The sequence below is a fragment of the Nonomuraea marmarensis genome (assembly GCF_043197025.1).
In the GTDB taxonomy this organism is placed as follows: Bacteria; Actinomycetota; Actinomycetes; order Streptosporangiales; family Streptosporangiaceae; genus Nonomuraea; species Nonomuraea marmarensis.
Window position 1 is genome coordinate 163296 of sequence record NZ_JBICRM010000004.1, and the last position, 21407, is coordinate 184702.

The following is a 21407-nucleotide window of genomic DNA, read 5'->3' on the forward strand; positions in this document are numbered from 1 at the left end:
GTGACGGATCCCGTGTTAGCCGCGAGTAAGGGCTTATCCGGTTTTAGCACCCCATGAGCTGGAGTGAGGCCGCACCTCGGGCGAAGGACCCGGGGCGCTTAGGAGCGAAAGCCATGAACGTACGGCTGTTGCTGGTCGCCGTCCCCCTCACGCTGGCGCTGGCCGCGTGCGGCGGCGCGGCGGCCAAGGACGACGGCGTGGTCAGCGCGAGCGGCGCGACCACGTCCGCCAAGCCCACCGCCTCCCCGTCGGCCACGATGGACGCGCAGGAGGCGGGGCTGAAGTTCGCCCAGTGCATGCGCGAGCACGGCATCGACATGCCCGACCCCACGGGCGGCAGGATCGAGCTGAAGATCCCGCCGGGCACGGACCAGAACAAGGTCGAGAAGGCCCACAAGGCGTGTCAGCCGATCATGGACTCCGTCGTGCGCGACCAGACCCCGCCCAGCCAGCAGGACTTCGACCAGATGGTCAAGTTCGCGCAGTGCATGCGCCAGCACGGCGTGGACATGCCCGACCCCAAGCCGGGCGAAGGGCTGCGCATCCAGATGAGGGGCGGCTCGAAGGAGAAGCTCGAAGCCGCGCAGCAGGCCTGCGAGCAGTACCAGCCCGGCTTCGCCAAGGGCCGGAAGATCACCTCTGGTGGAGGCAAGCCGTGAGAAAGGGCCTCGCGCTGGGCGGCGGCACCGTCCTGGCCGCCGCCGTCACATGGACCGCGGTGGCCGTCATGAACGACGGCGTCACCGGCGCCGCCACGCCTGCCAAGCCCCCGGTGCCCGCCACCGCGGACATCACCAGGCAGGACCTGGTGGAGACGAAGACCGTGGACGGCTCGCTCACGTACGCGGGCGAACGGCGGCTCGCCTCGGGCGCCTCCGGCACCGTGACGTGGGTCGCTGCCGAGGGCGCGGTGATCCGCCGCGGCCGCCCGCTGCTCAGGGTGGACCGCAGGCCGCTGGTGCTGATGTACGGGAGGCTGCCGCTGTACCGGACCCTGCAGCAGGGGGTGTCCGACGGGCCCGACGTGGAGCAGCTGGAGCGTAACCTCAAGGCGCTCGGGTACGGCGACTACCTCACCGTGGACGACCACTTCAGCTACGCCACCTCGCAGGCGGTCAAGGAGTGGCAGGACGATCGCGGGCTGGCGGAGACCGGGAACGTGGACGCGGCCCAGGTCGTGTTCCAGCCCGCCGCCGTACGCGTGACGGACGCCAAGGCCACCGTCGGCGCCAGGACCGCTCCCGGGCAGCAGGCGCTCACGGTCAGCGGCATCCGGCGGCTGGTGCACGTGGACCTCGACACCGGCGACCAGTCGCTGGCCCGCAAGGGCGCCAAGGTCACGGTGACGCTGCCCGGCGGGGAACAGGCCAGGGGCACGATCACGTCGGTCGGGACGGTGGCGGAGACGTCGGGCCAGGACCAGGACACGAGCACCACGATCGACGTGGACATCACACTGGCCAAACCGCCGAAGACGAAACTGGACCAGGCGCCGGTGGAGGTGGAGATGGCCAGCGAACGCCACTCGGACGTGCTGGCGGTGCCGGTGGAGGCGCTGCTGGCGCTGCGCGAGGGCGGGTTCGGGGTCGAGGTGGTGGAAGGCCCGGCCACCAGGATCGTGCCGGTGGAGACAGGGGCGTTCGGCGGCGGGCTGGTGGAGATCGAAGGCGCCGGGCTGGCCGAGGGCATGAAGGTCGGGGTGCCGGCCCAATGACCGGCTCTTCGCCCGGACCCCGCCCGGAATCGGAGCCCTCCATCGTGGAGCTGCGCGCGGTGACCAAGACCTACCCCGGCCAGGTGCACGCGCTGCGCGGAGTGGACCTGACGATCGCCCGCGGCGACCTGCTGGCCATCGTCGGCCCGTCGGGGTCCGGCAAGTCGACCATGCTGCACATGATCGGCACGCTCGACAAGCCGTCCACCGGCACCGTGCGCATCGCCGGGCACGACATCGCCACCCTGTCCGACCGCGAGCTGTCCGCGCTCCGCTCGCGCCACCTGGGGTTCGTCTTCCAGCAGTTCCACCTGGCGCCCGGGGTCAGCGCGCTGGACAACGTGGCCGACGGCCTCCTCTACACCGGCATGGGCCGCCGCGCCCGCCGCGACCGGGCCGCCGCCGCCCTGGAACGGGTCGGGCTCGGGCACCGGCTCCGGCACAAGCCGTCGGAGCTGTCCGGCGGCGAGCAGCAGCGGGTGGCGGTCGCCCGCGCCGTGGCGGGGGACCCGCCGCTGCTGCTGGCCGACGAGCCGACCGGCAACCTGGACTCCACCGCCGGCGCCGACGTGCTGGCCGTGCTGGCCGGCCTGCACGAGTCCGGCACCACCGTCGCCATCATCACCCACGACGCCGAGATCGCCGGCTGGTGCCGCCGCCAGGTACGCCTGCGCGACGGCCTGATCGTCGACGGCCACGACCACGACCACCTGAGCCCCGTGGAGCTCTTGAAAGGAGCCAGGCGATGACCCGGACCCGAGCCGCAGCAGGAGAGCGGCTGGCCCCGGGCAGGCTCAGCCCCGGCGACGTGCTGCGAGTCGGCGCCGCCGGGCTGCGCGCCCGCCCCACCAGGGTGATCCTCTCCGCGCTCGGCATCGCCATCGGCATCGCGACGATGATCGCCGTGATCGGGATCTCGTCCTCCTCCCGCGAGCAACTCCTGCGCCAGCTCGACCGGCTTGGCACCAACCTGCTGACCGTCGCTCCGGGCCAGACGATGTTCGGGGAGGACGCCAAGCTGCCCACCGGCGCGCTGGCCATGGTCCAGCGCATCCGCCCGGTCCGGACGGCCGCCGCCACCGGCAGCGTCGAGGCCACCGTACGGCGCAACAACCACATCCCCGACTCCGTCACCGGCGGCATCGCCGTACAGGCTGCCAGCACCGACCTGCTGGCCACCCTGGAGGGCGCGGTCACCAAGGGCACCTGGCTGAACGCGGCCACCGCCGCCCAACCGGCCGTCGTCCTCGGCTCGGCCACGGCCGAACGGCTCGGCCTGGCCAGGACCGGCGTACAGGTGTGGATGGGCGGCCGCTGGTTCACGGTGATCGGGATTCTCGGGCCGATGCCGCTCGCCCCGGAGATCGAACGCTCGGCCCTGGTCGGGTTCCCGGCCGCGCAGGAACTGCTCGGCTTCGACGGCTACCCCACGACCATCTACGAGCGCTCATCGGACGAGGCGGTGGAGTCGGTACGCGCGGTGCTGCCGCGCACGGTCAACCCGGAGAACCCGGACGAGGTCACCGTGAGCAGGCCGTCGGACGCCCTGGAGGCCAAAGCCGCCGCCACGGGCGCCTTCACCAACCTGCTGCTGGGCCTGGGCGCGGTCGCGCTGCTCGTGGGCGGCGTCGGGGTGGCCAACACGATGGTCATCTCGGTGCTGGAACGCAGGAAGGAGATCGGCCTGCGCCGCTCGCTCGGGGCGACCCGGGGCCAGGTGCGCATCCAGTTCCTGTCGGAGTCACTGCTGCTGTCGGCACTCGGCGGGCTGGTGGGAGCGGTGCTGGGCGCACTGGCCACCACGGCCTACGCCCTGTCGAGGAACTGGCCGCCGGTGGTGCCGCCGTGGGCCCTGGGCGGGGCGATCGCCGCGACCCTGCTGATCGGCACGATCGCGGGCATCTACCCGGCCATGCGAGCCGCCCGCCTCTCCCCCACCGTGGCCCTCGCCACCACCTGACCCCCACCCGCGGCCCGGCCCGTGCGCTCCAAGGCGCCGTGCTCGTCTACAGGCTGCAAGCCGCCGCCTGAGAAGCGGGTCTGCACAAAAAAGGAATCACCCAGGGGTCAGAAGGCGGCGGCCAGGGCCATCGCGGCGGCGGCCTCGTGACGTAGAACCATGATCAGAAGTGTGGCGATCAACGTGGCGATGAGCAGCCAGCTGATCAGGATGATGACCGTCGAGCGCCGGGGCCGGCGTCTGGCGCCGCCTTCCCCCTTCGACCTCGCCTCGCTGCGACGAACCCGCTCATTGAACGACTCGAGCCGTGCGACTAGTCGCGGATCGTCGTCGACGAGGTGCTGCTCGATCTGTGCCAGCATCCGCTCCTCGTCCTGCGACCAGGCCATAGGTGCACCTCCCGAACGCAAGCTCTCGTGCGTCTTTCTGCCCAACCCTGAAGATCATTAGCCCCCCGCTTACCAGGTAATTGCAACCTCTTTTCGGTTTGCGATCAAGCTCGAACCTTTGTTCTAATCATGGCATGCGCTGGGACAACCTGCGCCTGACCGGGCCCGGTCAGGACGATCCGGCCGTGCCGTTGTTCGCTCGCGGCGCGGTCACCCGCACGTTCGACACGCCCGAGTTCAAGGGCATGACCTTCTACGAGATCCGGGCCAGATCCATCATCAACCGGGTGCCGGGGGCCAGCCGGGTGCCGTTCGAGTACACGATCAACCCCTACCGCGGCTGCAGCCACCGGTGTGTTTACTGCTTTGCTCGAAAAACACATGAATATCTAGATTTGGATGCCGGAGCGGACTTCGACTCGAAGATCGTCGTCAAGGTCAACGCCGCCGAGCTCGCCCGCAAGGAGCTGGCCTCGCCCCGATGGGGCGGCCAGCACGTGGCGATGGGCACCAACGTCGACTGCTACCAGCGCGCCGAGGGCCGCTACCGGCTGATGCGCGGCATCCTGGGCGCGCTGCGCGACGCCGCCAACCCGTTCTCGATCCTCACCAAGGGCACGCTGATCCTGCGCGACCTCGACCTGCTGACCGAGGCCGCCGACGTGACCGAGGTGGGCGCCAACGTGTCGGTCGGGTTCGTCGATCCGGGGATGTGGCGGGCGGTCGAGGCGGGCACCCCCAACCCGCGCCGCCGCCTGGAGGTCTGCGCGACGCTCAACGACAACGGCATCGGCTGCGGGGTGCTGATGGCGCCGATCCTGCCCTTCCTCACCGACTCCCCCGACCAGCTGGAGCGTACGGTCAAGGAGATCGCCCAGTCGGGCGCCACGCACATCGTCCCGATCGTGCTGCACCTGCGGCCGGGGGCGCGCGAGTGGTGGCTGACCTGGCTGTCACGCGAGCACCCCCGGCTGGTGCCGCGCTACCTGGAGCTGTACGGCCGCGGCGCCTACGCCCCGAAGTCCTACCAGCAACGGATCACGGACCAGGTCAAGGAGCTGGCGAAGCACCACGGCGTCGGCCGCGCCACCCCAGCCATGGCCCGCCGCCTCCCACCCCGCCACGCGCCGCGCCCCGCCCAGCCGGAACAACTCCGGCTCTTGTGAGGCCCTGCGGGCGCAGCGTCCCAAGGTGCGGATATCGCTGTCCCAAGGTGCGGATAAATCGTTGGCCCGCGCCCGGCAGGCGGTGGCAGGATGGACGGGCATTGCCGGCCGACGATCAGGAGCATGAGATGCGGCGCCGCCTCGGAATCTCCCAGCGCCCCATTGGCACGAGAGTTCTCGAGGGCTCCTCCAAGCATGCACATCCTGAACATCGGCATCCTCGCGCACGTAGACGCGGGCAAGACCAGCCTCACTGAGCGGCTGCTGTTCGAGACCGGCGTGATCGACCGGCTCGGCAGCGTAGACCGGGGCAGCACCCAGACCGACACCGGCGAGATCGAACGCCGCCGCGGCATCACGATCCGCACCGCCGTCGCCTCCTTCACCCTGGGTGACCTGCGGGTCAACCTGGTGGACACGCCCGGCCACGCCGACTTCGTGGCCGAGGTGGAGCGGGCGCTCGGCGTGCTCGACGGCGCCGTGCTGGTGTTGTCGGCCGTCGAGGGCGTCCAGCCGCACACCCGGGTCCTGATGAAGACCCTGCGGAAGTTGCGCCTGCCCACACTGATCTTCGTGAACAAGATCGACCGGGCGGGGGCCAGGGAGCGGGAGCTGCTGGCCGACATACGGCGGCGGCTCTCGCCGTACATCGTCGCGTTGAACACCGTGCGCGACATCGGGACCCCCGCGGCCACCACCCGCGCCGTCGCCTCCACGGAGGAGGCGGCCGAGGTGCTGGCCGAGCGGGACGACGGGCTGCTGGAGCTGCTCGTGGACGGGAAGGTGCCCGACGGCGAGCAGGTACGGTCATCGCTGGCGCGGCAGTGCGCCGACGGAGTGGCGCATCCGGTGTTGTTCGGCTCGGCGATCACCGGGCAGGGCGTGGCCGAGCTGCTCGACGGCTTCGGATTGCTCCCCGCCGTACCCCAATCTCGCGCCGGGGACGGGCCCGCGCGGGGGACGGTGTTCGCGATCGAGCGGGCCGCGTCCGGCGAGAAGGTGGCCTACCTGCGGGTGCGCACGGGCGCCCTGCGTGCGCGCGAGCCCCTCACCTTCTACCGGCACAAGGGCGTCCACGCGTACGACGGCCGCCTGACCGCGCTCTCCGTCGTCGGCTCCCCGGACCGGCGGCAGGCCGTGGCGGGCGACATCGTCAAGGCGTGGGGCGTACCGGAGATCCGTGTCGGCGACCACCTGGGCGAGCCGGGGCCGGCCGACCAGGCCCACTTCACCCCGCCCAGCCTGGAGACCGTCGTACGCCCCCGCGTACCCGGCCAGGAGCCCCGCCTGCACGCCGCCCTGCTCACCCTCGCCGAGCAGGACCCCCTGATCGGCACCCGCACGCTGGCGGGCGGCGAGACGTCGGTCCTGCTGTACGGGGAGGTGCAGAAGGAGGTCATCGGCGAGACTCTGGCCAGGGATTTCGGCGTCGAGGCCGAGTTCGAGCCGAGTCGCCCCGTCTACTTCGAACGCCCCTCGGGCACCGCAGAAGCGATCGAGGAGATGCGGCGCCACGGCCACAACGACTTCATGGCCACCGTCGGCCTGCGCGTCGAGCCGGCCGCTCCGGGTGAAGGCGTCGGCTACCGGCTGGAGGTGGATCTCGGGTCGCTGCCGCTGGCCTTCCACCGGGCGATCGAGGAAAGCGTACGCCTGACGCTGAACGACGGCCCGCACGGCTGGCCGGTCACCGACGTCACGGTCACGCTGACCAGGACCGGCTACAACGCCCCCATCACTGTGGCGGCCGACTTCCGGGGACAGACGCCGATCGTGCTCATGCGAGCGCTGCGCCTGGCGGGCACCACCGTGTACGAGCCCTGCCACCGGTTCGAGCTGGAGGTGCCGGTGGAGACGTTCAGCGCGGTCACCGCCAAGCTCGCGGTGCTGGGCGGCGAGTTGCGCGACAGCGTCAGGCGCGACGACACGTGGGTGATCGAGGGCGAGCTCCCGGCGGCCGTGGTGCACGAGTTCGAGCAGCGGCTGCCCGGGCTGTCGCATGGCGAGGGCGTGTGGTGGTCCGAAGCGTCCGGGGACCGGCGCCTGCGATAAGCGGTATGTCGGTTTCGCCGCTAGATGGGTATTAAGGGGCTTGGTGTACCAATCCGGTGCACCTCGTTCGTACAGGGGGGGATTTCCATGGCAGACACGAAGAAGAAACCCGCTGCCAAGACCGGCAAGTCGAAGAAGCAGGCCATCAAGACCAGCCGGCAGGCCAAGGAGACGAAGCGGGACACCAGCAAGCGGACGGACGAAGGGGTGACCCGGGCGCCAGGCCATACGGCCATCTGACCGGGTGACGTGATCGGACAGCCGAGGCCCCCGGGCCACGGCTGTCCGATCGACCGCCGCGTACTCCGGATCCCCGGCAGCGCCGCGCATGCAACCTTTGCGACCTTGCGAGCGTCTAAAGATCATAGGTGGGGAAAGCGCACAGGGGATGAACGGTGCACTCCATCGAACGCGGGATAATGGCCGGTGGTGAGGCATGCTCCTCTCCGCCGGCCACGTGTGTTGTGACTTCTTCAGGCGACATAAGGGGAATTCTCAGGTGCGCGCACTGGCACGCAAGGGAAAGTCGGCCGTCGTCCGGCTGTATCGGGGGTACAACCGGCGCAAGGTGCAGCAGGCGCCGCCGCCCTCGACCAGGCAGGTCCGGATCCTGCTGCTGCATGCCCACGGCATGGGCGGCACGATCAGGACCGTGTTCAACCTGGCCGGATACCTGGCCAGGGAGCACGACGTCGAGATCGTGAGCGTCCTGAAGGAGGCCGAGGAGCCGTTCTTCCCCATCGATCCGCGGGTGAAGTTCCGCTTCCTGGACGATCGGCTCCGCCCCAGCCCCGACCCGCTGCGGGCGGTGTTGTCGAAGATGCCGAGCCGGATCATTCCCAAGGAGGAGTCGGCCTACCACCGCTTCAACCTGTGGACCGACCTCAAGCTGGCCCGCTACATCCGCTCGCTCGACTCGGGCGTGCTGATCGCCACCCGCCCCGGGCTCAATCTGGCGATTGCCCAGTTGGCGCTGCCCAGCGTCATCACGATCGGGCAGGAGCACGTGGCGCTGCGCACCCAGGCCGAGGCGATCCAGGATCTGATCAAGTGGCGCTACCGCCGCCTCGACGCCCTGGTCACGCTCACCAAGGCCGACCTGCGCGACTATCGGGAGACGCTGCCGAAGAAGCCGAAGAAGCTGATCCGCATCCCCAACGCCGTGCCGCCGATGACGGGCGACGTGGCCAAGCTCGATGCCAAGGTGGCCATCGCGATCGGCAGGATGACCCGGATCAAGGGCTTCCATCGGCTCATCACCGCCTGGCAGACGGTCGCCGCCGCCCATCCCGACTGGAAGCTGCGCATCTTCGGCGCCGGACCGCAGGAGGAGGTCCTCGCGCAGCAGATCGTCGAGGCGGGTCTCGAAGGCAAGGTCGAGCTTCCCGGGCCCACCTCCGACGTGGGCGCCGAGCTGGAGAAGGCGTCGATCTTCGTGCTCAGCTCGCGGCACGAGGGTTTTCCGATGACCATCCTGGAGGCCATGGCCAAGGGGCTGGCCATCGTGAGCTTCAACAGCCCGCACGGGCCCAGGGAGATGATCTCGGACGAGGTCGACGGGCTGCTGGTCAAGCCGCGTACCAACGCCAACCTGGCGGCCTCGATCATCCGGGTCATCGAGGACGAGCGGCTGCGCCGCGACCTGGCCGCCCGGGCGCTGGAGACCGCGCACGGCTACGACGTGGACGCGGTGGGGCAGAAGTGGGACGCGCTGCTGGCCGAGCTGCTGGCCCGCCGCACGGGCACGTACGTCAGGCCCGAGCGTCCATCGGCCGAAACCCCGTCGCCCGAAGCGCCACCGGCACCGGCGCCACAAGCTGAGGTCTCACCGGAAGAGGCGTCGCGCTGAGGTCAGACGCCTGAACCGGTGAGTTCCACCGGCTCGGCGATGACGTCCACGAGTGCGCCGTTGCGATAGACGGTGATCGGCAGCGGCCGCCCGATCGCGTCGGCGAACATCAGCCGCTGCAGGCTCTGCGCGTCGCCCACCGGGCTGCGGCCCGCGCTCAGCACCAGGTCGCCGGCGCGCAGCCCCGCCCTGTGGGCGGGCGAGCCCGGCACCACCTCCACCACCCGCAGCGCCCCATCCTGCCCGGTACGCCGCCGCAACTGCTCGGGCAAGGGCGCGGGCGAGGTCACCAGCCCCAGGAACGCCCGCCTGACCCGGCCGTCCCTGATCAGCGCGGCGATGATGGACCGGGTCGTGGCGTTCATCGGCACGGCCAGCCCGACGCCGACCCCGGCCACCGCCGTGTTGATGCCGACCACCCGCGCCCGCGAGTCGGCCAGCGCGCCACCGGAGTTGCCCGGGTTGAGCGCGGCGTCGGTCTGGATCACGTCCTCGATCAGCCGTACGGCCGCGCCGCTGCGGGCGGGCAACGAGCGCCCGAGGCCCGACACCACCCCGGCGGTCACCGAGCCGGCCAGCCCGAGGGGGTTGCCCACGGCCACGACGAGCTGCCCCACCACCAGCTCGTCGCTGTCGCCCAGCTCGGCCGGCGCGGGGGTGGCCGTCTGTGCCCTGATCACCGCGAGGTCCGACAGCGGGTCGCGGCCCACCACCACGAAGTCGCCGGAGCTGCCGTCGGCGAAGGCGACCGCGCCGGCGCGGGAGGAGCCGACCACGTGCGCGTTGGTCAGCAGGAACCCGTCGGCGGTGAACACCACCGCGGACCCGCTGCCCCGGCCGGCCCGCACGCTGGCCACTTTCGGCAGCAACTCGGCCGCCACGGAAGAGACGACGCGCGAGTAGGCGTCGAGGGGATCCGCCATCACGTGCACTCCTTTGCTTACAGGATTACACGTTAACTCTGCGACCACCGTTCCGTGTTCCCAGAGCGCCGGGCTCGGCGGGCACCTCAGGCGACCGCCTGGGCCAGCGCCACGCCGCAGTAGGCCGCGCCCAGCCCGGCCACCACACTGGCCGCGGCGTTGGCCACCGCGTGGAAGCGCGCCCCCTCCTCCAGCAGCCGCACCGTCTCATAACCAAGCGTCGAGTACGTCGTCAGCGCCCCGCAGAACCCGGTGCCCGCCAGCGCCATCACCCCGTCGCCCGCGGGCAGCGCGGCCAGGAACCCCAGCAGCGCCGACCCGGCCACGTTGACCGTCAGCGTCCCCCACGGGAACACGGTCTCGTGCCGCGCCTGCACCGCCCGATCCGCCAGGTACCGCAACGGCGCCCCGACGGCCGCCCCCAGCACGATCAGAACCACCGTCATCGGACGCCCATCCGGGGCCCGGCCCCCGTCATCGCACACCCGCCTGGACCCTGGCGATCCGCCTGGTCAGCCACATCCCGGCGGCCACGGCCAGCACCGCCGCCGCCATCGTCGCCCCCAGATAGACCAGCCCCGTCACCGGCGCCCCCGCCGCCACCGCCCGCTGGAAGTCCACCGCGTACGCCGAGAACGTCGTGTACCCGCCCAGCACCCCCACCCCGAGGAACGGCCGCACCAGCCGATGCGCCTGCCGTACCTCGGTGATCAGCACCATGAGCACCCCGATCAGCAGGCAGCCCGACACGTTGACCCAGAACGTCCCCCACGGGAAGTCCGCCGCTCCCGTCGGCAGCGCCGACTGCACGCCGTGCCGCGCCAGCGCGCCCAGCGCGCCACCGGCCGCGATCGCCACGATCACCGGCCAGTGCAGCTCGGCCCGCTGTGCGGGCACGTGGAGATCGACGTCCGGATCGATCGGACGATCAGTCACATAACCCTCCCCGTGTCAAAACGGTCGATGCCGGGAATTTCTCTAGACAACCTGTTGTAGCCCACGGGAGGACTGGTTGAGCACGAAGGACGCGATCGCCTTCCTCGCGGGAGCCATCATCGTCGTTTCCTTCATCGGCAGCGCCAAGACCCGGCCGGCCACCGCGGCCAGCCCGCTGGGCAACGCCGGCGGAACCTTACCGGGCCTGGCCCCCATCATCTCCGACGCCGACAAGGCCAGAGCACGCGACCTCATCAAAGGCCTGCGCGTCAAGGGCATGGGCCCCAACACCGGGTACGAGCGCACCAGGTACGGCGAGAACTGGGCCGACACGGCCACCGGGGTTCCGTACGCGCGCAACGGCTGCCGTACCCGCGACGACCTGCTGGCCCGCGACGGGCAGGAGGTGAGGTATCGCGCGGGCTCGAGTTGCGAGGTCGTCTCCATGGAGCTGACCGACCCCTACACCGGAAGGATCATCCACTGGCACAAGGACGACCCGGACGCGGTGCAGGTCGACCACGTGGTGCCGCTCAACTACGGGTGGCGCATGGGGGCGCCGCGCTGGTCCATGTCCAAGCGGCTCGACTTCGCCAACGACCCGCTCAACCTGCTGCCGGTGGACGGCGCCGCCAACGAGCAGAAGGACGCCTCTGGCCCGGCGAGCTGGTTACCGCCGCAGCGGCGCATCCGCTGCGCCTACGTCACCCGCTTCGCGCAGGTCGCGCTCAAGTACGAGGTGCCCGTCACCGCGGCCGACAAGAAGATCATGCTCGCCCAGTGCCGCTGAGCCGTCAGCGCGGGTCGATCCACTCGAAGCCGTTCTCGAACGTCTGCTCGGCGATGATCCGCTGCCCGGCGGTGTTCGGGTGGAAGTAGTCCCATTTGCTGACGTGGTCGAGCGTGAACGGGAAGGCGAACACCGCTCCCCCGTCGGTGTCGCAACCGGGCCCGAACGCGGCGCACGCCTCGGCCGCCTCCCGGTTGTAGGCCATCACCCGCGCCCGCACCCTGGCCCGGCGCTCGGTGTCGGCGGCCTTGGTGGACGTCGGCCTGGCCAGCATCGTCTGGCAGATGCGGCCCGCCGTCCAGAACGTGCGGGCGAGCGGGTTGCCCTTGCCCACCTGCCACAACCGCCGCAGGTCGGGGATGCTGGAGAAGAGCACCCTGGCCGCGGGCATCGCGGCCCGCAGCTCGGCGAGCGCCGCGTCCAGCCGCTGCCGGTAGGTCTGCACGGACGTCATCGCCTGCTCGGTGCGTACGCACGCGTCCTGGGCGCCGACGAGGATCGTCACGTAGCCGGCCTTGGCCTCGATCGCCTTCTTCACCTGGCCGAGGAGGTCGGCGCTGGTCGATCCCGGGACGGCGAAGTTGAGGTTGTGCTTCTGGAGCGTTCCAGACAATGTGGACAGGCGCAGGTAGTGGCTGGTCACCTGCTTGTTGTCACCGGCGGACCAGGAACGCGAGGTGCAGGAGACGTACCAGCCGCAGGCGTTGAACCCGGTGGAGATGGAGTCGCCGAGCGCGGCCATGATCTCGGGCACGGGCTGGGCCGAGGCCTGTGCCGTACCTGTCGGGGAGAGGACAACCACTGCGGCGAGGACGGACCCCAGGCGACCGATCATGGGCACCAAGGTAGGGAGCCGATCATCGGCCGACTATGGCGTCACGGCAAGGTCTGCCATTTCAGGACCGCTTTCATATCGCTGCTTGACAGACCACAGGCGATCAGGTTGCGGCCAAATCGGCTCAACGTCCGGGTTTTTCCGGGTTCATCGACCGTAACCCCGCATTCACGGGGGTCTGAGTCGAACGTGTTCAGTTCCCGCATAGAGTGTCTCGAGTGAGTGTCGCGCTCGGAACAACCCGCCCGCTACCGGTTCGCACCACCCCTGTCGGCGACCCCGGTGACCTGCTGGCATCCCTGCCCAGGACGGCACCCTACGCCTGGGTCAAGAACGGCGAAGGCCTCGTCGGCTGGGGAGAGGCCGCCCGGGTGGCCGTGCCCCCTGGCCCCGGCAGATTCGGCTGGGCCCGTGAGTGGCTGGCCACCGTCTTGGGCGATGCCCACGTCGACGACGCCGTACGCACTCCCGGCTCGGGCCCGGTCGCCTTCGGCAGCTTCACCTTCGACGAGGACGCCCACGGCTCGGTCCTCGTCGTGCCGCAGGCCGTGCTCGCCCGCCGCGACGGCCACGCCTGGCTCACCACGATCGGCGACGCCCCGCTGGAGACGTACTCCCCCATGTCCCCCATCCATGGGCCGGGCCGCATCAGCTACGGCGACGGCAGCCTGTCCGCCCTCCAGTGGGAGCACGTCGTGGCCCGCGCCGCCCGGCGCATCCGCGACGGCCGGCTGGAGAAGGTGGTGCTCGCGCGTGACCTGCTGGCCACCGCCGAGCGGCCCATCGACGTGCGGCTGCTGCTCACCCGGCTGGCCCGGCGCTATCCCGAGTGCTACACGTTCTCGGTCGCGGGCCTGGTCGGCGCCACGCCCGAGCTGCTGATCCGGCGCACGGGGCAGGAGATCGAGTCGCTCGTGCTGGCCGGCACGACCCCGCGCGGCACCGGTCCCGCCGACGACCTCGCGCGGGGGGCCGCGTTGTTCGCCTCGCCCAAGGACCGGCACGAGCACGAGTGCGCGATCGCCTCCGTACGCCAGACGCTCGCCCCGCTCTGCTCCTCGCTGGAGACGCCCGACGAGCCCGAGCTGCTGGTGCTGCCCAACGTGCAGCATCTGGCCAGCCACGTCAGCGGGCGGCTGGCCGACGGGGCGTCGGTGCTGGACGTGGTCGCGGCCATGCACCCGACGGCGGCCGTCGGCGGCACCCCGACCGGCACCGCGATCGAGGTCATCCGCGAGCTGGAGGGCATGGACAGGGCCGGGTACGCCGGTCCCGTGGGCTGGATCGACGCCCACGGTGACGGCGAGTGGGGCATCGCGCTGCGCTCGGGGCTCGTCCAGGGACGGCGGGCGCGCCTGTTCGCGGGCGGGGGCATCATGGGCGACTCCGACCCGGCCGCCGAGCTGGCCGAGGCCCAGGCCAAGTTCAGGGTGATGCAGTACGCGCTGGAGGGGTGATCACTGCGGGACGTGGATGTCGTCGCCCACGTCCACCCGGGCCCGGCCGGCCGTCAGCGTGGCCACCCAGTCCGCGAACGCCGCCACCTCGTCCTCGCCCACCGCCACCGAGAAGGTGACGCTGCTCGCGTACGTCACGTCGCGCACCGCGTAACGGGAGGCGCGCAGGTCGTTCTCCACCCGGCCCGCCTGGTCGTGCGCGACCGCGACGGTGACGAGCTTGGCCGGCACCATGCGCACCGGCTCCGCCCGGTCCAGGGTCTCCGTCACCGCCGAGCCATAGGCGCGCACCAGGCCGCCCGCGCCGAGCAGGGTGCCGCCGAAATAGCGGGTCACCACCGCCACCACGTCGCTGAACCCCCTGCCGACCAGGGCCTGCACCATCGGCGTGCCCGCGGTGCCGCCCGGCTCGCCGTCGTCGTCGCCCTTCTGCACGCGCTGCCCGATGACGTAGGCGGTGCAGTTGTGGCTGGCGCCCGGATGCTGGCGGCGGCGCTGGCCGATGAAGGCCGCCGCCTCCTCGACGGTGCGCGCGGGCGACAGAGCGCAGATGAAGCGCGAGCGCCGCGCCTCGGTCTCGTGCTCGACGCCGGCGTTGAGTGTGAGGTACGAGGCGGACACATTCGACAGGGTATGCCCTTGCCGTCCGGGCCACGGGAGCTACCATCTCGTCATTCCACCAAGGACCAACGGGAGGGTCACATGGGCACCGCGGACGACGTCATGCCCTTTGTCACCTCGGCGATCGGCGCCTACGGCGGCAGCGTGCTGGCCAAGACCATGGAACTCGCCGCCGACACCCCCGTCGCCCGGGGCTCGCGCATCCTGCAGCGGGTCTTCGGCCGCGGCGACGCGCGATCCAGGCAGGTGATCGAGCGGGTGGCCGGCGCCAAGCCGGATGACGAGCCCAGCCACGCGGCGCTGAGGTCGGCGATCACGGAGGCGTTCCGGGCCGACCCGATCCTGGCTCGAGAGGTTGCCGCCATGTTGCCCCGGGTCCCCGTGACCGCGGGAGACGGCACGGGGGTCGAGCCGCCGCGCTGATCTACCGTTCGCGGCAGGATGCACTGAACGTCCGGCCGGCCCTGTGCGGGGCGCACATGCGGGCGCGATCACCGCGGGCATACGGTTTCCCGCATGAGCTATCGCGTCGCCATGGACATCGGCGGCACCTTCACCGACGTCGTCTGCTATGACGAGCGGACCGGAGCCGTCACCGCCTCGAAGGCGCCCACCACCCCGGGAGACCTCGCCGAGGGCGTGTTCGCCGCGCTCGGCCGGGTCGTGCACGATCCCGCCGCCATCTCGTTCTTCGTGCACGGCACCACGCAGGGCCTCAACGCGCTGCTGGAGCGCAAGGGCGCCCGCGTGTTGCTGCTGGCGAGCCGGGGCGGCAGGGACGTCTACCAGATCGCCAGGGGCAACCGTGATCGCATGTTCGACCTGCGCTACCGCAAACCGGCGCCGCTGGTGCCGCGCCAGGACGTGATGGAGGCCGGTGGGCGGCTGGATTACCGGGGTCAGGAGCTCGTGCCCCTGGACGAGGAGTCGGTGCGGCGGGCGGCGCGGCGGGCGCGGGAGGAGGGGTTCGAGGCGGTGGCGGTGTGCCTGCTGTTCTCCTACGCCAACCCGGCGCACGAGGTCAGGGCGGGTGAGATCCTGCGCGAAGAGCTGGGCGACGACGTGCTGGTGGTGCTCTCGCACGAGGTGGCGCGGGAGTGGCGCGAGTACGAGCGGACCTCCTCGGCGGTGCTGGAGGCGTACACGGGGCCGGTCGTGCGCCGGTACCTGGCCAGGATCGAGCGGCGCTTCGCCGAGCGGGGCCTGGCGGTGCCGGTGCACGTGATGCAGTCGTCCGGCGGGCTGGTGAACGTCTCCTACGCGATGCGCCGGCCGTTGCAGACGCTGCTGTCGGGTCCTGTGGGCGGGACGATGGGCGGCGTGGCCGCCTCCCGTTTCATGAGCAGCAAGAACGCGATCTGCATCGACATGGGGGGCACGTCGTTCGACGTGTCGCTCGTCGTGAACGGGCGGCCCGACGTCAGCGCCGAGGCGCACATCGAGGGTTACCCGGTGCTCATGCCCGTGGTGAACCTGCACACGATCGGCGCGGGCGGCGGCTCGATCGCCTACACCGAGGCGGGCGCGCTGCGGGTCGGGCCGGAGTCGGCCGGAGCCGTGCCGGGGCCCGCCTGTTACGGCAGGGGCGGCACCCGGGCCACGGTGACCGACGCGAACGTGGTGCTCGGGCGGGTGGACCCGGCCTGGTTCGCAGGAGGGCTGATGACGCTGGACGTGGAGGCGGCGGGCACCGCGATCGCCACCCTGGCCGAGGAGCTCGACTACGATCCGCTGAACCTCGCCGAGGGGATCTGCGACGTGGCCAACGCCAAGATGGCGCAGGCGATCCGCACGCTGACGGTGGAGCACGGGGTGGAGCCGCGGGAGTTCGCGCTGGTGGCGTTCGGGGGCGCGGGGGCGATGCACGCCGCGCTCATCGCTCGCGAGCTGGGGATCTCCAAGGTGGTCGTGCCGCGGTTCCCCGGGGCGTTCTCGGCGTGGGGGATGCTGGAGGCGGATGTGCGCCGGGATCTGACGCATCCGTACTTCCGGTCGCAGGACGCGCTCGACGGCGGCGACATGTCCGGAAATCTCGTGACTTTGGAGCAGGATGCGCTGGACGCGCTCTCCTCGCAGGGCGTTCCTGAGGAGCGGCGCCGGGTGGAGCATGCTCTGGACATGCGGTACGAGGGGCAGGACTACACGCTGACCATCCCGCTGCGCGACTGCTTCGAGCCCGCCGAGCCGGAGTTCCTGGCGGAGATCGCGGCCCGCTACGCCGAGGCGCACACCGGCCGCTACGGGCACGCGACGCCCGAGGCGCCGGTGGAGTTCGTCCGGCTGCGGAGCACGGGGTTCGGCTCGTTCCCGCGTACCGGTGCGGCTTCGGCGGGCGTACCGGACGACGGGGCGCCGTACGTACGGGATGTGATCTTCGACGGCGGGGTGCACAGCACGCCGGTGCTGCGGCGCTCCAGCCTGGACGGTGAGCTGGCCGGGCCCGCGATCGTGGTCGAGGAGACCGCGACCACGGTCATCCCGCCCGGCTGCCTGGCCACCGTGGACGACAACGGCTTCCTCATCGTGAAGGTGAACACGTGATCGACCCCGTCACCACGGAGATCATCCGCTGCGCGCTGCTGCAGGCGGCGGAGGACATGAATACCACGCTCATCCGCAGCTCCTACACGCCCGTGATCTACGAGGCGAAGGACTGCGCGGTCGCGCTGCTGGACCGCGAGCACAACGTGCTCGGCCAGTCGTCGGGGCTGCCGATCTTCCTGGGCAACCTGGAGGTGTGCACCCGCGAGACCGAGCGCCTGTACGGGCGGGAGGTCTGGGAGGAGGGCGACGTGTGGGCGCTGAACGACTCCTACATCGGCGGCACCCACCTCAACGACGTCACCGTCTACGGGCCGATCTTCGTGGACGGGGAGCTGGCCGGGTTCGCGGCGTCGCGGGCGCACTGGCTGGACGTCGGCTCCAAGGACCCCGGCGGGTCGATGGACTCCACGTCGATCTTCCAGGAGGGGCTGCGGCTGGGCCCGGTGAGGGTGTACGCGGGCGGCGAGCCCTGCCGTGACCTGCACGAGCTGATCGCCCGCAATGTGCGCTTCCCGCACGCCACGCTCGGCGACCTGCGCGCCCAGGTGAGCTGCGCCATGACGGGCCAGCGGCGGCTGAAGGAGATCGTCTCCCGGTGGGGCCTGGACACGGTGACGGCGGCCCGCGACCAGATCTTCGCCCAGACCGAGCGCCTGGAGCGGGCGGCCATCGCGGCCATCCCCGACGGCGTCTACCAGGCGGCCGGCTACCTGGACGACGACGGCATCTCCCTGGGCACACCGCTGCCGGTGAACGTGACGGTCGTGGTGTCGGACGAGTCGATGCACGTGGACCTGACCAACTGCGCGGACCAGGCGCTCGGGCCGGTCAACTGCGGCGCGGCGCAGGCCGTGGCGGCCGTCCGGGTCGGGTACAAGCTGCTGGTCTCCGGTGACGTGCCGCTGAACGGGGGCTCGTTCCGCCCGCTGACGGTGGAGACGCGGCCCGGCTCGATGCTGGCCGCCGAGTCGCCGGCCGCGTGCCAGTACTACTACTCCCACCTGGGGCTGCTCATCGACCTGGTGGTCAGGGCGCTGGCCCGGGTGCTGCCGGACAAGGCGGCGGCGGCCTCGTACGGGGACTCGATGATCGTGCAGTTCACCGGCACGGACCCGCGTACCGGCAAGCTGTACGTCTCGCAGGAGGCCACGGTCGGGGGCTGGGGCGCCTGGGAGGGCGGGGACGGCGAGACCTGCCTGATCAACAACGTCAACGGCGCCCTGCGCGACATGCCGATCGAGGTGCTGGAGACGCTGTTCCCGGTGCGCGTGCGCCGCTACGAGATCCGCCCGGACACCGGCGGGGCGGGGCAGTGGCGGGGCGGGGACGGGGTGGTGCGGGAGTACGAGTTCTGCGGCGACACCTCGTTGTCGTTGTGGTTCGAACGTTCGGTCACCCCGGCGTGGGGCCTGGCGGGCGGCGAGGCGGGCGCGCCCCCGCGCGTGACGTTGAACCCGGGCGCGGCGGACGAGCGCCGCATGCTCAAGGCCAACGCGCTGCCGGTGCAGGCGGGCGACGTGCTGCGCTGCGAGACGGGCGGGGGCGGCGGCTACGGCCCGCCCGCCCGCCGCTCCCCCACGGCCACCGCCGAAGACCTGACCTACGGCCTGATCACCCCCTGAGTCACCGGCTTCCCGCCGTACCAGCACGTCCCCCTGGTGCTGGTACGGCGGGAGTCCCCCGGCCGCGTAGCCGGTCCATCTCCCGCCATTCCGGCCGCAGCCCCGTCAGGCTCGTGGTGAGCCCGTAGGCCGCCCCGCACGCCAGCAGCACCGGCGCCAGCCCGGCGGCCGCCACCGCCACCCCGGCCAGCAGCCCGCCCAGCGGGATGCCGGCCCAGGCCAGCGAGTTCCCCAGCGCGTTCACCCGGCCCAGCAGGTGCCGCGGCACCCGCTCGTACGAGATCGCCCCCAGGATCGGGTTCAGGAACCCGCCGCCGAACCCGCTGACCGCGAACACCGCCACCATGGCCCACACCGGCACGTCGGCGGCCAGGATGAGGAACCGCGGCGGCCCGGCCAGCAGGAACGCGATGAAGAACACCGGCCGGCGCCGCATCCGGTGCGCCACCGCCGCCGCGACCAGGCTGCCGCCGACCGCCGTCAGGCCCATCACACTGCTGTTCATCCCCACCACGGCGGGTCCGTGGCCGGACTCCTTGGCCCACACCGGCGCGAGCACCTGGCCGAAGGCGGCGTCGAGCAGGTTCGTGACGCCGACCATGACGGCCATGGCGAGCAGCAGCGGCTCACCGCGCAGGAACGCAAAACCCTGGCCGAACCGCCGCCAGTACCCCTCCTCCTCCCCCTGCGCCGGTGCGCGGTGCCCCATGCCGCGCGGCAGCGCCCACGCCACCACCACGGAGCCGAGCGCGAAGCAGGCGGCGCTGATGACCAGGCTCGCCAGCGGCCCGAGCAGCGCCACCACCGCACCGCCCGCCGCGGGCCCCACCGTCTGGGCCAGCCGCTCCGTCACGCCCATCAGCCCGGTGGCCCGCTCCAGCGGCACCCGGCCGCGCTCGGCCGCCTCGGGAACCATGACCTCCTTGGCCAGGTCCCCCGGCCCGCGGGCCGCGCCGACCACCGCGACCAGGGCGATCAGCGCACCCAGCGGCAGCAGGTCCAGCGCGTGCAGCAGGACCACGGCCCCGGCAGCCGCGGCGCTCACCACGTCGGTCACCCACGAGATCCGGCGCGGCCCCACTCGATCGACCAGCGGTCCGAGCAGCGCCTTGACCATCACGTACGGCGCCATCTCCGCGAACGCCACCAGCCCCGTCTGCGCCGCGCTCCCGGTCGTGGTCAGCACGAACCAGGGCAGCGCGATGGCCGACACCCGCGTCCCGGTCAGCGACACCGCCATGGCCGCGAGCACCCCGGCCATCGGGCGTAACGACCCACGCCGCCCCATCAGAGGACCTCCGGTAGAACCTGCGTGATCAACGAGACCCGCACCGCGCCCTCAGGCGCCTCACCGCCGTCCCGGCGGTAGCGCGAGACGACCTCGGTCAGCTCCTCGCGCAGCCGCAGTCCCTCCTCCAGCGTGAGGCGCAGCGCGAACGAGCTCAGGTCGAGCACGCGCCGCCACTCCCTGGGCATGGTCTGCAACTCGTTCAGCGCCTGCTGGGTGCGCAGGTTGTACTGGGCGGCCACGGCCTGCATGTACGCCAGCACCGCCTCGGGCTCCCGCTCCGACAACTCGTCGTCGGTGAGGCGGGTGACGCGGTGGACCGAGCGCCACCAGCGCTCGCGGGCGTTGCCGCGTTCGGTGTCCTCCTCGACGAATCCCGCCGCGCCGAGCCTGCGCAGGTGGTAGCTGGCCGTGCCCGAGTTCACCCCCAGGCGCTCGGCCAGCCGGGTGGCGGTGGACGGGCCGTGCTTGCGCAGCAGGTCCACGAGCTGTACGCGCACCGGATGGGCCAGGGCCCGCAGCCCTTTGGCATCGAGGACGACCACGCTCTCGCTGGGTTCTGTCATGCCTCGAAGACTAAACCGCAAACAGTTCTTCGCAAAGGATTTTTCGCGAAGAACTGTTTGCAATCAGGCTGACGCCCTTCAGCAGGGCGAGCCGGTGCCCGCGCGGCTGCCGGTGACGGCCACGCCGTGGGTGTCAGGGCGTGGCCAGGCGCCCGGGTTCGTCGCACGCCAGCAGGTCCAGCAGTTGCCCGCGCAGCAGCGCGAGCGTGCGGGTGGCGCGGGCCTCGGCCACGTCCGCGGGCACGCCCGGCTGCGCGTCCGTCAGCAGCCGCAACCAGTCGTGCACCGACTGCCGGGCGAAGTCCCGCCACGGCCCCGGCTCGGCCCGCAGCGACGCGACGTACGCCTCGAAGAACAGCCGGATCGTCGCCCGCTGCTCCGGCGCCGACACGAACGCCCACAACCGCTCCACCAGCTCGTCGAACCCGCCCCCTGCCGCGGCGACGGCGGCGATGAGCCGCAGCTCCTCCGCCCGCCCCTTGGCGAGGATCTCCCGCACGAGGTCGTCCTTGGAGCCGAACAGGTACAGCAGCACCCGGGGGCTCGTCCCCGTCGCCTTGGCCAGCGGGCGCAGGGACATCTCCGACAGCCCGTGTTCCAGGACGTAGTCGTAGGCCGCGGTGAGGAGCTGGGATCGACGTGAGTCCGGCACGCCGGATATCCTTTCACTGAAACGAGCGTTTCAGTAGGAAGGG

At 71.5% G+C, this 21407-nt stretch carries 22 protein-coding genes; 13 read left to right on the forward strand and 9 right to left on the reverse strand.

Going from position 1 to position 21407, the window contains the following annotated elements; all coding sequences use genetic code 11:
- Positions 1-113: 113 nt before the first annotated feature.
- The 4 genes from ACFLIM_RS08135 to ACFLIM_RS08150 are packed head-to-tail and all read left to right on the forward strand — an operon-like array spanning position 114 to position 3674.
- Complete coding sequence (locus tag ACFLIM_RS08135; RefSeq protein ID WP_393163603.1) at positions 114-659, forward strand: hypothetical protein; 546 nt, start codon at positions 114-116, stop codon at positions 657-659.
- Positions 656-1714 carry an efflux RND transporter periplasmic adaptor subunit gene (locus ACFLIM_RS08140; protein ID WP_393163605.1) on the forward strand — a complete coding sequence of 353 codons (1059 nt, stop codon included), beginning with the start codon at positions 656-658 and terminating at the stop codon, positions 1712-1714. Before ACFLIM_RS08135 ends, ACFLIM_RS08140 begins: the two co-directional genes overlap by 4 nt.
- Positions 1711-2463, forward strand: coding sequence for an ABC transporter ATP-binding protein (locus ACFLIM_RS08145; protein WP_393163607.1), 753 nt, complete (start codon positions 1711-1713; stop codon positions 2461-2463). The genes ACFLIM_RS08140 and ACFLIM_RS08145 overlap by 4 nt, the downstream gene beginning before the upstream one ends.
- Positions 2460-3674: an ABC transporter permease gene (locus ACFLIM_RS08150; RefSeq protein WP_393163609.1), complete on the forward strand. Its 1215-nt coding sequence runs from the start codon at positions 2460-2462 to the stop codon at positions 3672-3674. Before ACFLIM_RS08145 ends, ACFLIM_RS08150 begins: the two co-directional genes overlap by 4 nt.
- A 107-nt stretch (positions 3675-3781) precedes the next feature.
- Here ACFLIM_RS08150 and ACFLIM_RS08155 read toward each other — a convergent pair whose 3' ends face one another.
- On the reverse strand, positions 3782-4063 hold the full coding sequence (locus ACFLIM_RS08155) for a DUF3040 domain-containing protein (protein WP_393163611.1): 282 nt from the start codon (positions 4061-4063) through the stop codon (positions 3782-3784).
- Between the two features lie 134 nt (positions 4064-4197).
- On the opposite strand from ACFLIM_RS08155, the gene ACFLIM_RS08160 reads away from it, so the two are divergent.
- The 4 genes from ACFLIM_RS08160 to ACFLIM_RS08175 all read left to right on the forward strand — a co-directional run bounded on the left by ACFLIM_RS08160 (position 4198) and on the right by ACFLIM_RS08175 (position 9130).
- A complete protein-coding gene (locus ACFLIM_RS08160) occupies positions 4198-5229 on the forward strand; it encodes an Rv2578c family radical SAM protein (protein ID WP_393163614.1) in 1032 nt (343 codons plus the stop codon).
- 195 nt (positions 5230-5424) lie between these two features.
- Complete coding sequence (locus tag ACFLIM_RS08165; protein ID WP_393163616.1) at positions 5425-7281, forward strand: GTP-binding protein; 1857 nt, start codon at positions 5425-5427, stop codon at positions 7279-7281.
- 87 nt (positions 7282-7368) lie between these two features.
- Positions 7369-7521 (forward strand): hypothetical protein, encoded by a 153-nt coding sequence (locus ACFLIM_RS08170; protein WP_393163618.1) that lies wholly within the window; start codon positions 7369-7371, stop codon positions 7519-7521.
- 259 nt (positions 7522-7780) lie between these two features.
- Positions 7781-9130, forward strand: coding sequence for a glycosyltransferase family 4 protein (locus ACFLIM_RS08175; protein ID WP_393163621.1), 1350 nt, complete (start codon positions 7781-7783; stop codon positions 9128-9130).
- Between the two features lie 2 nt (positions 9131-9132).
- On the opposite strand, the gene ACFLIM_RS08180 is transcribed toward ACFLIM_RS08175, so the two are convergent.
- From ACFLIM_RS08180 to ACFLIM_RS08190, 3 genes are all read right to left on the reverse strand, one after another.
- Positions 9133-10053 carry a S1C family serine protease gene (locus ACFLIM_RS08180; protein WP_393163623.1) on the reverse strand — a complete coding sequence of 307 codons (921 nt, stop codon included), beginning with the start codon at positions 10051-10053 and terminating at the stop codon, positions 9133-9135.
- An 86-nt stretch (positions 10054-10139) separates the two neighbouring features.
- Positions 10140-10499: a fluoride efflux transporter CrcB gene (crcB, locus tag ACFLIM_RS08185; protein WP_393163625.1), complete on the reverse strand. Its 360-nt coding sequence runs from the start codon at positions 10497-10499 to the stop codon at positions 10140-10142.
- A gap of 28 nt (positions 10500-10527) precedes the next feature.
- A complete protein-coding gene (locus ACFLIM_RS08190) occupies positions 10528-10989 on the reverse strand; it encodes a fluoride efflux transporter FluC (protein WP_393163627.1) in 462 nt (153 codons plus the stop codon).
- Positions 10990-11065: 76 nt separating this feature from the next.
- On the opposite strand from ACFLIM_RS08190, the gene ACFLIM_RS08195 reads away from it, so the two are divergent.
- A complete protein-coding gene (locus ACFLIM_RS08195) occupies positions 11066-11779 on the forward strand; it encodes an HNH endonuclease family protein (protein ID WP_393163629.1) in 714 nt (237 codons plus the stop codon).
- 4 nt (positions 11780-11783) lie between these two features.
- Here the strand turns inward: ACFLIM_RS08195 and ACFLIM_RS08200 are convergent, their stop codons facing one another.
- Positions 11784-12614 (reverse strand): SGNH/GDSL hydrolase family protein, encoded by an 831-nt coding sequence (locus ACFLIM_RS08200; RefSeq protein WP_393163631.1) that lies wholly within the window; start codon positions 12612-12614, stop codon positions 11784-11786.
- 218 nt (positions 12615-12832) lie between these two features.
- Between ACFLIM_RS08200 and ACFLIM_RS08205 the strand changes: the two genes are divergently transcribed.
- On the forward strand, positions 12833-14071 hold the full coding sequence (locus tag ACFLIM_RS08205) for an isochorismate synthase (protein WP_393163633.1): 1239 nt from the start codon (positions 12833-12835) through the stop codon (positions 14069-14071).
- Here the strand turns inward: ACFLIM_RS08205 and ACFLIM_RS08210 are convergent, their stop codons facing one another.
- The gene (locus ACFLIM_RS08210) at positions 14072-14692 is read right to left on the reverse strand and encodes a YigZ family protein (protein ID WP_393163635.1); all 621 of its coding nucleotides are present in this window, start codon (positions 14690-14692) and stop codon (positions 14072-14074) included.
- 81 nt (positions 14693-14773) lie between these two features.
- Between ACFLIM_RS08210 and ACFLIM_RS08215 the strand changes: the two genes are divergently transcribed.
- From ACFLIM_RS08215 to ACFLIM_RS08225, 3 genes are all read left to right on the forward strand, one after another.
- Positions 14774-15115 carry a hypothetical protein gene (locus tag ACFLIM_RS08215; protein WP_393163637.1) on the forward strand — a complete coding sequence of 114 codons (342 nt, stop codon included), beginning with the start codon at positions 14774-14776 and terminating at the stop codon, positions 15113-15115.
- Between the two features lie 93 nt (positions 15116-15208).
- Positions 15209-17233: a hydantoinase/oxoprolinase family protein gene (locus tag ACFLIM_RS08220; protein ID WP_393163639.1), complete on the forward strand. Its 2025-nt coding sequence runs from the start codon at positions 15209-15211 to the stop codon at positions 17231-17233.
- Positions 17230-18858: a hydantoinase B/oxoprolinase family protein gene (locus ACFLIM_RS08225; protein WP_393163641.1), complete on the forward strand. Its 1629-nt coding sequence runs from the start codon at positions 17230-17232 to the stop codon at positions 18856-18858. Before ACFLIM_RS08220 ends, ACFLIM_RS08225 begins: the two co-directional genes overlap by 4 nt.
- A gap of 1 nt (position 18859) precedes the next feature.
- Here ACFLIM_RS08225 and ACFLIM_RS08230 read toward each other — a convergent pair whose 3' ends face one another.
- The 3 genes from ACFLIM_RS08230 to ACFLIM_RS08240 all read right to left on the reverse strand — a co-directional run bounded on the left by ACFLIM_RS08230 (position 18860) and on the right by ACFLIM_RS08240 (position 21364).
- Entirely contained in the window at positions 18860-20146 is a 1287-nt protein-coding gene (locus tag ACFLIM_RS08230) for an MFS transporter (RefSeq protein WP_393163643.1), read from the reverse strand.
- A complete protein-coding gene (locus ACFLIM_RS08235) occupies positions 20146-20712 on the reverse strand; it encodes an ArsR/SmtB family transcription factor (RefSeq protein WP_393163645.1) in 567 nt (188 codons plus the stop codon). The genes ACFLIM_RS08230 and ACFLIM_RS08235 overlap by 1 nt, the downstream gene beginning before the upstream one ends.
- A 133-nt stretch (positions 20713-20845) precedes the next feature.
- Complete coding sequence (locus ACFLIM_RS08240; protein WP_393163647.1) at positions 20846-21364, reverse strand: TetR/AcrR family transcriptional regulator; 519 nt, start codon at positions 21362-21364, stop codon at positions 20846-20848.
- Positions 21365-21407: the final 43 nt, after the last annotated feature.